The sequence below is a fragment of the Cohnella soli genome, assembly GCF_042655525.1.
Classification (GTDB): Bacteria; Bacillota; Bacilli; order Paenibacillales; family Paenibacillaceae; genus Cohnella; species Cohnella soli.
In genome coordinates this window covers 13,941-28,587 of the sequence record NZ_JBHSMI010000005.1, presented here as the reverse complement: position 1 = coordinate 28,587, position 14,647 = coordinate 13,941, and the positions used below count along the sequence as shown (strand labels likewise).

The following is a 14,647-nucleotide window of genomic DNA, read 5'->3' as shown; positions in this document are numbered from 1 at the left end:
GTACCTATGACCCGGCTATCCGACGAAGAGTTGTACGAAAAGGTGTATGGGGGTTGGTTAGGCAAAAATATCGGAGGCACGCTGGGTGTGCCGATGGAAGGGAAGAAGGAACTGCTCGATCTGACCTTCTATCCGGTGCTTCCGGACGAGCCGCTGGAAAACGACGATCTGGACATGCAACTCGTGTGGCTGCACGCGCTGGAGCAATACGGCGCCCGGCTGACCGCGAAGGAATTGGGGCAGGAGTGGGTGGAGCACATCTTCTTTCCATTCGACGAGTACGGCTATGCCTTGGGCAACTTGCGGCGGGGGCTCCCGGCACCGCTCAGCGGCTCGTTTAACAATCCGTTTAACGACTGTATGGGCTCACCGATCCGTTCCGAGATTTGGGCGATGGTTGCGCCGAACCGTCCAGACGTGGCCGCCTTTTATGCTTACCAGGATGCGATCGTCGACCATGCGGGAGGAGAGGGCGTCTACGGGGAAATGTTTTTCGCAGCCATTGAAGCCGCTGCTTTCTCCGAAAGCGATCGCGATCGTCTGATCTCTATCGGACTGTCGATGATCCCGGAGGACTGCCGGACGTCTCGGGCTGTTCGCGATCTGATCCGTTGGCACGGGGAAGGCGTCGACTGGAAGGAAGCGCGGGAACTGATTCTGAAGCATCATGGACGGGAAAATTTTACGGATGCACCGCAAAATATCGCATTTACGATTCTCGGCTGGTTGTACGGGGAGGACTTCGGGGACGCGCTGCTGAAGGCGACGAACTGCGGCTATGATACGGACTGCACGGCGGCGACGCTCGGGGCTATTCTCGGCATCATCGGAGGACGCGCAAGCCTGCCTGCGGAATGGGTCGAGCCGGTCGGGGACCGCGTCGTCGTCAGCCCGCCGGTGAAAGGTTTCCCTGCGCCGGCCAATCTGGACGAGCTGACGCGGCGGACGATTCGCATGTCCAAGGAAGTGCTCGCCGTCTGGGAGGATCGGACGATTCGCTTGGAGGATTACGAGATCGCTCCCACCGCGGTGCGCTGCCTTCTGCCTCAGGGCTCTTCCGAGCCGCAGGGGCTTTCCGTTACGGTTGATTACGGATCGGAAGGACCGTCGATCGGTGCCGGACAGCGCAAGCGCGTTCGCATCGCCGTGTCCAATCGTTCGCGCGAGGCTTGGAGCGGAACCTTGGAACTGGAGGTTCCGAAGGAATGGCATGCCGTTCCGGAGCAGCCGTTCGCCTTGGCGGTCGGAGAGACGTGCGAGTGGGAGGTAGAGATTGAAGCGGGGATGATTCTGAGGCCGACATATGTTCTCCAACTGAACGTTCACAGGCATCACGATCGCGTCGTATGGAGTACCGAACGCCTTCCTTTGGCATTGGCCGCCGCCCTCCATTGGCGGGTTGCCGGACCTGGCATGCCGGAAGGGAAGGACGTCGTCTTCCCGAGCCACCAACTGCGGCTTGCGGAAGCGTTAGGCGCCGAGAAGCCAGGGACATATCGCGCCTCGACTATGCTCGTCGTTCCGACGGCGCGCGACGTCAAGCTGATCGTCGGCACCTCGGTATCGGTTGCGGCGCGCTTGAACGGCGAAGTCGTCCTGGATAACACAGAGCCCGCGGAATATATGCCCGCCTTCCACCGTGCGGCGCACAACCGCTGCGTCTACGTGAACTTGCCTGCGGGGGAGCACGAGCTGGATCTGGAATTCCGCATCGACGGGAATCCGGCAGATACGGACATCTTCGTTCTGCCCGTGTCTCCGGAGCAATCGTCCTTGCCAGGCGGCACTTATTTGTATTCCGACGTCATTTTTGCCAAAAAATAAATGGACAAGGAGCCCGACTAAGCTACATTAGAGTTAGGGCTCCTTCTTCGATTCCGGAAAGATCATCTTGAGAGAGGCTGTGGTGTCTGTTGATAAAGGTATTGATCGCTGAAGACGAAATGCTGGTACGGATCGGACTCAAAAATTCGGTCGATTGGCAGAAATTCGGCATGCGAGTCGTTGCCGACGTGTCGAACGGTCAATTGGCCTGGGAGGCCGTCCAACGCGAACGGCCCGACCTTGTCTTGACGGATATCAAGATGCCGGTGATGGACGGTATAGAATTGATTACGAAAATGAAGGACAACGGGGCTCGCGCCAAGTTCGTCATTCTGACCGCGCACGAGGAATTCGGCTTGGTTCGGAAAGCGCTTCAATTGGGCGTGAAGGATTATATTTTGAAGCTGAAGATGTCAATCGAAGAGATCGAGCAATTGCTGGAACGTCTCGGCAAGGAGATCGACGCGGAAGCGGGGTCCGGTTCCGATGCAGGGGCTGTATACACCGAGAACGCGGTCGTTCGCAAGCAAAGTCTGATGAAGGATTTTCTGTTCTCCGGACGTTACTCGGAAACGGAGTTTGCGGCTCTTGCCGCCAAGCTGAACGTTCGCGTCCGCCCCGAGCGGATCGTTATGGCCGTTATGGCGATTGGCAAGTACGAACGGATTGAAACGAAGCTGAAAGATCGGCACGGCAGCCTGGTTCGCTTCACCGTGCTTAACATATTGGACGAAGTTATCGGCGATTCCGGGCAGGGAGAAGCTTTTCACGAGAAGGACGAACGCTATATTCTCGTATTCGGTTTCGAGGAGGAAGCGGACGATCGGCGCATCTATGAGACGGTCGAAGAGAAGATCGGGCAAATGCGACAGGTGATAAAAACCTATTTGGGCTCGACGCCGGTGTTCGGAGTTAGCTCGATTGGCCGGGACTACGCTTCGATGGGCCGTTTGTATCGAGAATGCGCTTCGTTGCTGGAGCCTCTCTATTTTTCGGGAAACGAGTCTATCGTCAGACAAGGGAATGAAGCGCCGCAATCGACCGCAGATCGGTGCCGCTCGCAATTGCGGAGTATGCTGGCAGAGCTCGGGGGAGCGGACGGCCGCTATCGGCGAGAGATGGCGTCCGACATCGATTGGCTTGACGGCGTCAGGGAGATCAAGAAGGATCAGATCGAGAGCTTGTTGATCAAATGGATTCATTGGCCGATCCTGCACCTTGAAGGTTATCGGAGTGGGGCGGACGCCCGGGCGCTGGCATGCGTCAGGAGAATTCACGGCTGCGCGACGCTGGAGGACGCGATTGAGACGTTCGTCTCTTATCTGGACGAGTTGATGCGCGAATATTCGGATGCACCGCGGCTGAGCCGGGAAATCGCCGAAGCCGTCTCGTACATGGAGCGACATTATTCGGAGGCGATCACTTTGCAGCAGGTCGCTGAGATAGTATTCATGAGCCCCAATTATTTCAGCAGCTTGTTCAAGAAGGAACTGCACATCAGCTTCGTCGAATATTTGAACGGGATTCGGATCGAACGCGCCAAGGAGCTGCTCGTTCAAACATTTATTAAGTCCTACGAGGTTGCCGAGAGAGTCGGATATGCCGATGAAAGCTACTTTGGGCGCATGTTCAAAAAAGCGACGGGAATGAGTCCTAACGCATACAGAAGGCGGTGCGTCGTACATGCTCAAGCGCATAGGCATACGGATGCTGAAGAGGTTCGATAGAACATTCCGCGGCAAGCTTTCCAATCAATTGATCGTCTCCTTTATCGGGATGTTTCTGATCGTGCTGTTCGCCAGCATGACGACGGTGTATTACGCAATTCTCGGCATTCTGAAAAGCAACTCGAAGGAAAACGGATTAAACGTCATGAGCCAGTACAGCTACAATCTGGATATGATCCGCAACGAGATGGATCAAATTTTCAGGCAGATGATTTTTCCGAACCAGGCGGGGACGACAGTTGTCGTACAGCGGCTGATTACCGCGAATCAATTGCCGGAGGTCGATCGGACCGTTCTGTTGTATTCCGGGTTTCGGTCGTTTAAGCAACTGATGTCTAACTATTCGTATATTCGTTCGATCAATTTCTATAGCGACGAAGGAACCGCTTTAAGCGCCAGCCGGACAGCCAACCAAATTGCGCTTGGAACGGACGGAGAATACTACGGCTTCTACCGGACCGTTCTAAGGGAAAAAGCGATGTCCGATCCGGATAGACCGGCATGGCTGGGAGGATACGGCGAGCGACAGTTCGATCTGGAGGGCGGCGCGCAACAGAAACATGCCGAATCCAAGCCGTACATCACAGCGGTAAGGGGCTTCCTCTCGGGGGGCAAAGCAGGCTTGATCGCAATCAATATCGATTTGAAGTATTTTACGAGCATCTATAATCGGGCGGGAGGCGCGCAGACCGACAGAATGTACATGGTCGACTCGAACGGAATGATCGTCGCTCATAACGATCCGTCCCGTATAGGGGAGCAGATCGATATTCGAAGCTTGCCGGAGTTATCGGAGGGGTCGCCGTCCACGAGTATGGAGCGAGATGGCCACCAGATTATGGCTTACCGCATTAGTGGTCTAGATTGGATTCTTATTCAGGAGATTCCGCTGAGCATATTCGTGCAAGATGCCGCTAAAATTCGTGTAATCGCGTTGGTAACTTTGTTTGCAAGCCTGGTTTTCGCCATTTTGCTGTCGCGCTATTGGATCAGTAGGCTTACGCTGCCGCTGGTCCGTCTAACCGCGGCTATTCGCAAAGTCAAAGCAGGGGGCTTGGGAACCAAGGTCGAAGTGCGAAGCAACAATAACGAATTAGGCATCCTGATCGATCAGTTCAACCGGATGTCGTCCGAGCTTGCCAACGTAATCGGCCAGAAGGAGAAGATCGAGGAGGAGAAACGCACGATAGAGGTTCAAGCGCTGCAGACGCAGATCAATCCGCATCTGATCTACAATACGCTTAATACGATTAAATGGATGGCGGTTATCATCAAAGCGAACAACATCGTGGAGAGCATTACCGCGCTGAGCGATATTCTAGGTCCTCTGTTCAAGAAGCAACAGGTGCTGTGCACGATTGAAGAAGAGCTCGATTACATTCATCCCTACATCAAGATCATGAGATTTCGATACGGAGGCAGCTTTAAGGTGGACATTGCCGTTTCGGAGGAGATGATAGCTTGCTTGACGCTGCGCTTCGTGCTGCAGCCGATTGTCGAAAATGCGATCTATCATGGACTGAACGGACGTCAAGGCGGCTGCCTGTCCATCACGGGCGAGCTGCGGGAGGGGAAGGCCGTTCTGACGGTAAGGGATGACGGGGAAGGCTTGACGGAGAGCAGGCTGGCCGAAATTCGAGGTCTGTTAAACGATACGGTCTCGGGCGAAGGGGAGGAGAGCGAAGCGGGCATCGGGCTGCGCAATGTGCAGAGAAGAATAAGGCTGCACTTCGGGGAACGATACGGAATCGCGATAGACAGCCGCAGTGGCACGGGAACAGAGGTAAGAGTAACACTTCCGGGCAAAGAGACGAGTGTGGAGAAAGCGCGCGCATCGAACGAATAATCGATGCACGCGCTTTTTTATGGTCGCAGGTACAGAAATCATAAAATCGTCCGATACGATCCGGATCGGCATGCAAGGCTTGAGGCAAGAGCGTAATTGCGTCCGATTAATCGTTGGGGATTTCATCGTATTCGCGCCGGGGGCGGCGATATAATGAGTTCACGTTGAACAGACTTAGCGAAAAAGGCGGAGGATACGGAAGTGACAAGCTTAACTAGAACGCCGAGGGCGAGAAAATATAGGAGCGGAAGCTATAAATCCAAGCGGGGGCTGCAATATTTCCTATACGCCTTGCCGTTCGTTGCATTCGTGTTCGCGTTCGCCTATGTCCCGCTGTTCGGGTGGATCTATGCTTTCTTTAATTACAAGCCCGCCCTCTCGATGGGGCAAATGGATTTCGTAGGCATGGACAACTTCGTCAAGCTGTACCGGGATCGCGAGGTCGTCGCCCAAGTGTTGACGAATACGCTGGCGATCAGCTTCATTTCTCTGTTGTTCACTCCTTTGCCGGTCATTATGGCTGTCCTGCTTAACGAGATCGGCAGCGGCAAGTTCAGAAGAATCGTGCAAACGACGACAACGCTTCCGAACTTCATCAGTTGGATCGTCGTGTTCTCTCTCTCTTATGCGCTCTTTTCCACGAACGGCGGGCTGGTCTACGAGCTACTAGGCAAGCTCGGCGTGCCGATTCCGATGATCGGAGTGCTCGGAAGCAATGAATGGGCATGGATGTTTCAAGTGCTTCTCGGCATCTGGAAGTCTCTCGGTTGGGGGATGATCATCTATATCGCGGGAATTGCGGGAATCGACTCGGAGCTGTACGAGGCGTCCAGAATCGACGGAGCGAACCGGTTTCAGTCCATCCTTCACATCACGCTTCCGGGACTGGCGCCGACCTTCTTCGTCCTGCTGTTATTGCAGATCAGCAATCTGCTCAACAACGGCTTCGAGCAATTTTTCGTATTCTACAATTCGCTTGTCTCGGAGAAGCTGAACGTCCTGGATTATTACGTGTACAGCTCGGCGTTCCGCGCTTACGACTATAGCTACTCGACCGTGCTTGGAATGCTCAAGACGTTCGTCAGCGTGCTGCTTCTGTTCGGAGCGAACCTGGTCTCGAAGAAGCTGCGCGGCGAGTCGCTAGTTTAACCCCAAGCAAGGAGGATAACGATGGCAGTCCGCACAAATACGGCTTTCTCCGGCAGACTTTTTAATGTTCTCAATTATGCGCTTATGACGGCGTTCATGATCGTCTGTCTCTATCCGTTCTACTACATCATTATTTATTCGTTAAGCGATCCTGGCGAGATCAGTCGCGGGGGCGTGTTCTTCTGGCCGGTGAATCCGACGGTCGACAGCTACGCCAAAATTTTCTCTTTGCAGACGGTGCCGCACGCCTTCCTGGTATCGGCGGCCAAGACAATTGTGGGTACGGCGCTGTGCATTTACTGTTCATCCTTGTTCGCTTACCTGATGACCAAACAAGAAATGCTGTTCCGCAAATTCATCTATCGTTTCGTCATTACATCGATGTATTTGGGAGCCGGGCTAATTCCGTGGTACTTGACCATGAAATTTTACGGCCTCCAGAACAATTTCTTGCTCTACATCGTCCCCGGAATGCTGAACGCTTTCTTCGTCATTCTGGTCAAGACGTACATCGAGTCGATCCCGCCTTCGATGGAAGAGTCCGCGGAGGTGGACGGAGCAGGTTTCCTGACGACCTTTCACCGGATTATTTTCCCGCTGTCGAAGCCGATCGTCGCAACGGTGGCCGTATTCTCAGCCGTCGGCATCTGGAATGCCTGGCAGGATAATTTTTTCTTGGTCAGCAACCCTGATCTGCAGACGATCCAACTGATTTTATATAACTATTTCAACGAATCGACCCGTTTGGCGGCCGAAGCGGCCCGCAACCCGTCCGGGATTAAAGAGGCGCCTAAGGTGTCCTCCGAAACGGTCAAAATGACGATGAGCGTCATCTCGATCGTACCGATTCTGCTCGTCTATCCATTCATGCAGCGCTATTTCGTCAAAGGCATCATGCTCGGGGCGGTCAAAGGCTGACGGGCGGCGGATTGCGATTTACACATCTACGGGGTCACCGGTTAACCCAAATAACCGTTAAACTCATAAATCATTACGGGAGGTTATGGCATGTTCAAGAAAAAGAAACGGGTTGCGAGTCTTGCTCTGCTCCTGTCCGCAGTTATGCTGATGTTAGCTGCTTGCTCGGGTAATGGAGGGAAGAACAGCACTGCGAGCGAGGCCAAGACGGAGGCGCCGGCGGCAAGCGGTCCGTCCGCATCCGCATCTGGGGGGACGCAGGAGTTGTCGCGGGACCCGATTACGCTGAAGCTGTACTGCTTCGGATGTCCTCAGGAAGGGATTCAGAATACGCCCGTTGATCAGGCGATCAAGGAAAAATTCAATGTGACTTTCGATGTGATCAGCGGTGATGAGCAGAAGCTTCAGGCGCTGATCGCAGGCGGAGAGCTGCCGGACGTCATCTCGTTGACCGGCGGCGTCGCCAATATGGCTGATACGTTGATTCAAGGCGGACAGGTTGTGCCGCTCGACGATCTCATCGATCAATACGGACCGAATGTCAAGAAGCACGGGGAACTGGCCATAAACGTGATGAAGAAGCTGTACAGCAACGGAACGGACAAAGTTTATTTTCTTCCGCAGAACCAGCAGAAATCCTACGATCTGATCAGCAGAGGTGGTTTCGTCGGCTTCTTTACCCGGTGGGACTTGTATAAGGAGATCGGCGCTCCCGAGATGAGCACCGAAGACGATTACCTGAACGTGCTGAAGCAGATTCAAGACAAGCATCCGAAAACGGCGAAGGGCAAAAAGGTGTACGCGTTCTCGGCCTGGACCGATTGGGGCGCATGGCCGTACCAGATCTCCTATCCGTTTATGCATGGCTACACGAACGTCGCCGATCAGCTGATGAATCGGGAAACGGGAGAATTGGAGGATATGTACACCGATCCGAACGGTGTCTTCTGGAAAGGAATCCAATTTTTTAATAAGGCTTTCCGAATGGGGCTGTTCGATCCGGAGGGCTTTCTTCAGAAGAACGATCAGTATACGGCCAAGGCGGAAAACGGGCAACTGTTGGTCACGGCGGCCAACTGGTTTGGCGGCAAGGCGCTTATGAACGCGGCAGGAACGGAACTGGCCAAACACATTGCGCTTCCGAGTCCGTTCCCGGTTATTTCGGGCGTATACCCCGACGATGCTCCGCTCGGTTACGGCATTGCGAACGCCAAGGCGATTACCAAAAACAATAAGTATCCGGAAAGAACGATGGAGCTGATCGATTACTTCAGCTCGCCCGAAGGCAATCGCCTGTTATGGGGCGGCATACAGGGCAGAGGCTGGGATGTCGTGGATGGTAAGCGGGTGCTGCTCAAAAACGATATCACTAACGATCCCGACTATCAGGTGAAGGAAGGCATCGCGAAGTACGCCAACAATTTCGGCGCATTCGCGGCGAATTATCCCGATGACGACGGCAAGCCTTCCACGCCGGGGATCGAAGTCGACGAGTCGTTCCTGGACGAAGCGGAGAAGGATTTCGCGGCTTATTACGGCGAGGGACTTAAGTATCCTGGGCAAGTGTACGACAAGCTGATCAAGGAGGGCCGTCTGAAATCGCCGACGAAGTTCTGGCTTGCCCAGTCCATGGTCAAGTATAGCTCGGATACCGCTCAGCAAGCGGCGAGCAAGGCGGCGGAGTATTTCATGGCGAATGTCGCCAAGTACATCATGGCCAAGGATGACGCCGCGTTCGAGTCGGAAAAGACGAAGGCGATCGAGGCTCTCAACAAGCTCGGAATGGATAAAGCGTACGAGGAACTGCACCAAAGCTTTGCGGAAGCGCAAAAGTTGGCTGAAGGCTTGACCCAATAAATCGAAACGAGGGACCGCGCCGATTGCCCGAAGTATTCGGGAAGCCGGCCGGTCCTCTACGAAAGGAAGGGATACGGATGATTCGCAAATTTTCGAGAGCGCTGGCTTTGGTAGTGGCCGTCCTCTTGCTTGTTCCTTCATCCTTCGCGGGGGTCTCCAATACGGCCAGCGCGAGCGACGCAAGCGGCGGCGGGTACGTGCAGGATCAGTTTTTCTTATCCACGTTCAGAGCGGCTCATTGGGGGGATGCGCTGAATTTGGACGATTACAAGGCGGTTATTCAGGCTACGAAGGATGCGAACTTTAATCTCGTCGAGAACGCCATTCTGCCCCGAGGCAAAATGCTTCAAGCGCTCGCGGCCTGCGAAGAGGTCCAAATTCAATGCTTAGCGCAAAATATTACGAACGACCTGGGCTTCTCCGGAATGGGGCAGAGCTATCCGGCGTTCACCGAAACAACCGTTCAATCGGCGGTAGCGGAGCTCAAGGACTTCGCGACGTTGGAAGGCTACTATATTTGGGATGAGGTTTTTAAACCGCATTTCGGCGTTGCGCGGCAGTTGAAGGACTATTTTAAGCAGCAGGACCCCGACAGGCTAGTCTATTCTATCGCTCTGCCCAGCTATGGACCTTATAGATGGGACGATACGACGGGGAACGCTTACGACGATTATATCGACGAGTACATTCGGACGGTAGACCCCGACGTGCTGGGCTTCGACTATTATCCTTTCTGGAACATTCTCGGACCTAATGCCGAGCAAGCGTCTCTGATCGAAAACGATCTGTGGAGAGATATGGGGCTGTTCCGCCAGAAATCGATCGAAACGGCGAAACCGTTCTGGTTTTATTTTCAAGGGGTGGATATGACTCCTGTTAACGAAAAATGGGTTCTGGGGCATATGACTCCAGAAAAAATGGGCGTGCAGATGAAGGCTGCTTTGGCGTACGGGGCGAAGACGGTCAGCTATTTCCTGACGCTCGATATGCTCACGGATGTTCAAGGCAACAAAATGCCAATCTACAGCGACATCCAAGCGCTAAACAAGGGAGTTATGAACCTTGGCAATAAGTTGTTCGATAAGCAATCGAAGAAGATTTATCACTTCGGAATTCCGGAGAACAAAAGGCAAATCTACTTCCTGGATGACGCGGCCGATGACGAACTGATCGAGAGCGCTCCCGATCATTCTATTGTAAGCGTATTCGCGGACTCTACTTCGACGGCATACGTGCTGGTGGTCAACAAAGATTACACTCAGCCGCTCAGCGGGCAATTAAAGCTGAAAGTGCCTGGGGAAGTAAAGCTGTACGATAAGACTAACGACGCTTCCCAGCTTCTCTCCGGCCTGACGGATACGATCGATCTGCAAATCGCCAGCGGCGATGCGGAGCTGTACATGATTGTACCCGAGGAGGATACGCAAGCGCCGACTTGGCCGCCGGAGGGCAAGCTGACGGCTGCGGACGCCGCTCAGACGAGCGTTAAGTTGAACTGGCCGGAGGCGACGGATAACGTTGGCGTGAAGGGCTACCGAGTTTACGTCGACGGAGCGGAGAAGGCGACTGTGGCCAAGGACGAACGGTCACGGCAAATCGAGAATTTGAATCCGGGCACGGTCTATACGTTCGCGGTTAAAGCTTATGATGAGGCTGGCAACGAAAGCGCGGAATTAAGCGTTTTGGCAGCGACTCTGACGCCTTCGGGAGGGTATTCGCCGCCGGAAGTGCAGCCAAAGCCGGAAACGGGGCAGGGAACCGAGCAGCCTGAACCGACGCCGCAGGGGCCGGGGGAACAACCGGTCGTCTCGTTCGCGGATATTTCTTCCCACTGGGCGATTGAAGCGATTAAGAAGGCGGCAGAGCAGCAGATTACAAGCGGCTATCCGGACGGTACCTTCAGGCCGGACCAACCGATTACGCGCGCGGAATTTATCGTCATGCTGGCGAAGGCGCTCGGGCTGGAAGGCGAGGACGACGAGCTGACGTTCAGCGATCGCGAACGAATCGGGCCGTGGGCGAGCCGGGCTGTAGCGCAAGCGGTACGGCAAGGCGTAATCCAAGGTTATACCGACGGCAGCTTCCGCCCGAGTGCGGTTGTCACCCGCGCGGAAATGGCGATGATGATCGCCAAGGCGCTAGGGTTGTCGCTGGCGGAGAATACGTCCACCGGCTTTGCCGACGACGGGCTCATTCCGTCATGGGCGAAAAGCTCTGTAGAGGCGCTGAGAAGGGAAGGTATCGCTACCGGTCGAAGCGGGGAACGTTTCGCGCCTCAAGCGTCGGCTTCCAGGGCGGAAGCGATCGTTATGCTGCTTCGCGCGGCGGGTTCTAAGTAAAACACGGGCTTTCCGGTTTCGTTGGCAGCTTTTCAGAAGCGCTTATGGAGCCGGAAAGTTTTATCAAGGAGGGATTTCGATGAGAAGAAAAAAGCCTCTAACGAGACCCGGCTGGAAAATCGCGGGGAGTCTGCTGGTTGCCGTGTCTTTAATGAACGTATGGACGGAAGAAGCTGTCCATGCATCCGCTACGGGTACGTTTAGGATAGGAGCGTTCTGGACTCCGCCGGTGTTATCGACGGATTACAACACGGATGCCAATTGGAAAAATATTAAAGACGCCAACATCGACGCCGCTTTCATCACGAATTCGGCGAGTGGGTTGAACTATTCCAGCAACGGCAACGGAATCACTAACAGCTTTAACAACGGCGTCAAGCTTTACGTGACGGATTCGGGGATCTTGAATCATCCGGTTTATTCGGCCGCCGACTATGCGGCGTTGGACACCGCGCTTACTCCGTACTTAAACGATCCGCGGGTTCCCGGCGTCGCGATCAAGGACGAACCTTACGGTTACGAAATGGAAGGCTATGCGAACGCCTACAAGTATGCCAAAGCTAAGGATCCCAATCGAGAGTATTATGTCAATTTGTTTCCTATAGCCATCGAGTCCTTGTTGCATAGTGCGCCGGGAAAGCTGGTGTTGTCCAACTCGAAGGCGAAGGAAACCGGGACTATGCTGACTTCAGCAACTTCTCTGGGACAAACCTTCAAGGTTCCGACCGGAATCTCCTACGTGGACGGGATCGATATTCATCTCGATCCGTCGCAGTGGTCTTCGAACGAGACGTTGACCTTGAAGCTGTACGATAATCCCGCCAAAACGACGCTTCTCTCGCAGGCTTCGCTCGCCGGCCCCTCCTCCGCGAATCCGTGGAACGCCTTTCCTTATTTCAGCTTACACGCTGCCGTAACGGGCGGGGCGACCTATTATTTCGAACTGACCCACAACGGGGGCGGAGACAACGGCGTCGGCCCGGTCTCTCATTCCACTGCAAGCGTTTATTCAGACGGCGCGGCTTACAAGGGCGGTGTCACCCAATCGTACGATTTATTTTTTAGACTGTATTCCAAGCGCGATCACGACGGCAGAACGTACGAAAATTACGTGGACGATTGGATCAACATGAGCGGGGCCGATTACGTCATGTACGATCTGTATCCTTTCGGGACCGGAGGGGACGATGCCACGTACTTTGAGAACATGGAGCTTGTAAGGTCCCGCTCCCTCGCGAATGGGGTGAAATACGGAGCGTTTCTTCAGAGCGCGGGAATCGGCAGCATCGCGCTTCGCTCGCCTACGCTGAACGAGAAACGTTACAACGTCTACACTTACTTGACTTACGGCTATAAATATTTGTCCTGGTTCACTTATTGGCGTCCCGGCGGCACGGATTTCTTCGGTACGCCGGTAGATTCGGACGGCACTAAACTGGCCGCTTACACGGAAATTCAAACGTTGAATTCGGAGATGCGCCAGTTGGGCGGTATGTTAAAAAATCTAGTCTCGCAAGCCGTCTATCATTCCGGCACGCTCCCGGCGGGCACGAAAGCCGTGCCGGGCAACTTCTTCGTCCGCCCGGCGGATGCTTCACAGCCGATTGTCGAAGGATACTTCACGGACGCGAGCGGCCGGGTCTACGTCATGTTGACTAATCGGGATTATACCCAGGCGCGGAACGTCGATTTTATTTTCAGCCCGCGACCCGCCTCGTTGACTGAAATCTCCAAATCCACCGGATTGGAAGTTTCTGTTCCGGGCTATAACGCGACCAATGGAACTGTAAGATTAGCCTTGAATCCGGGAGAGGGCCGCTTATTTGCGCTGCCGACAGGGTACTCCCCAACGCCTCCCGCCGTTAACTTGGCTCCGAACGCGATTCTCTCGTCGTCCAGTTCGTTGGAGACGGTGCCGTTTGGCTGGGGAATAAGCAAAGCGAACGACGGGCAGCTGAATTCGGTCAGCGGGTCTTATGGGTGGACGAGCAACGGAAACTTGACCGTTAACCATACCGAATCGATCACGTTCGATCTGGGCTCCGCCAGAACGATCCGTCAGATGAAATTGTATCCTCGCAACGATGCGGGGAACGTGAGTGAAGGGTTTCCTATCGATTTTACCGTCCAAATTGCGAACAGCGCCTCCGGTCCCTGGACGACCAAGGCCGCGGTTATCGCTATGGCGAAGCCGGGAAACGCTGCGATCAGCCTGCCTTTCGCCCAAGCCGGGGAGGGCAGATACGTCAAAATCGAAGGAACGAACCTCAGGCAGATTAGCACGGAGACGGGAAATCCATATCGTATGCAATTCGCGGAGGTGGAGATCTATGGCGACTCGCTGTTTCCCTACACGGCGGCCCGCGATTGGAACTTCAATACGGACGGCGATAAGGAAGGCTGGGCGGCAAATTATCAGATTGGGGCGATTGGGGTGTCTGCCGGGGCGATGAATATTACGTCCACGGGTAACGACCCCAGCATTCTAGGCCCGGTTAATCTGAACCTGACGACGTCGGCTACGCACAAATTCATTCGAATTCGGATGAAGAACAACTCAAGCAATAATTTGGCGCAATTTTTCTTCATCACGACGACGGACACGGTATGGAACGACTCGAAGTACGTGAACTTCACGATCAACCCGAACAGTCCATTTACGGAGTATGTCGTTCCGATAGGCGCGAATCCGAACTGGGCAGGCACGATTCAGCAGCTCCGGTTCGATCCTTTAACGGCTCCGGGTACGGTGGAAGTCGATTACATTCGAATTACCGATTAGCATACTGCATCGTTACGCGTGAGGCACTCGTCGCTTGTCCCCTCGAGGGGCGGGCGGCGTTTTTTATTTTTCGAGAAAGAGAGGGGCGGCACATGAGTTTCGAGAAGGCGTTTGAAGTGTTTCTCTCCCGCCCTCCCTCACTCCCTAGCATTGCTTCTTGGAAGATCAGCCGAATTCCTGTAGACTAGAATGTAAACACATGTTC

8 protein-coding genes are annotated in these 14,647 nt (G+C 54.3%); all 8 read left to right on the top strand.

Annotated features, from left to right (window positions below; genetic code table 11):
* Positions 1 to 6 precede the first annotated feature (6 nt).
* A complete protein-coding gene (locus ACFPOF_RS02910; protein WP_378129455.1) occupies positions 7 to 1,824 on the top strand; it encodes an ADP-ribosylglycohydrolase family protein in 1,818 nt (605 codons plus the stop codon).
* 89 nt (positions 1,825 to 1,913) lie between these two features.
* Complete coding sequence (locus tag ACFPOF_RS02905) at positions 1,914 to 3,551, top strand: response regulator (RefSeq protein WP_378129453.1); 1,638 nt, start codon at positions 1,914 to 1,916, stop codon at positions 3,549 to 3,551.
* Positions 3,508 to 5,397: a cache domain-containing sensor histidine kinase gene (locus ACFPOF_RS02900; RefSeq protein WP_378129451.1), complete on the top strand. Its 1,890-nt coding sequence runs from the start codon at positions 3,508 to 3,510 to the stop codon at positions 5,395 to 5,397. The genes ACFPOF_RS02905 and ACFPOF_RS02900 overlap by 44 nt, the downstream gene beginning before the upstream one ends.
* 201 nt (positions 5,398 to 5,598) lie before the next feature.
* Positions 5,599 to 6,546, top strand: coding sequence for an ABC transporter permease subunit (locus ACFPOF_RS02895; RefSeq protein WP_378129450.1), 948 nt, complete (start codon positions 5,599 to 5,601; stop codon positions 6,544 to 6,546).
* A gap of 21 nt (positions 6,547 to 6,567) precedes the next feature.
* Entirely contained in the window at positions 6,568 to 7,464 is an 897-nt protein-coding gene (locus tag ACFPOF_RS02890; RefSeq protein WP_378129448.1) for a carbohydrate ABC transporter permease, read from the top strand.
* A gap of 90 nt (positions 7,465 to 7,554) precedes the next feature.
* Entirely contained in the window at positions 7,555 to 9,321 is a 1,767-nt protein-coding gene (locus tag ACFPOF_RS02885) for a type 2 periplasmic-binding domain-containing protein (RefSeq protein ID WP_378129446.1), read from the top strand.
* A gap of 77 nt (positions 9,322 to 9,398) precedes the next feature.
* Positions 9,399 to 11,660: an S-layer homology domain-containing protein gene (locus ACFPOF_RS02880; protein WP_378129444.1), complete on the top strand. Its 2,262-nt coding sequence runs from the start codon at positions 9,399 to 9,401 to the stop codon at positions 11,658 to 11,660.
* Positions 11,661 to 11,739: 79 nt separating this feature from the next.
* Entirely contained in the window at positions 11,740 to 14,442 is a 2,703-nt protein-coding gene (locus tag ACFPOF_RS02875; RefSeq protein ID WP_378129442.1) for a discoidin domain-containing protein, read from the top strand.
* Positions 14,443 to 14,647 lie beyond the last annotated feature (205 nt).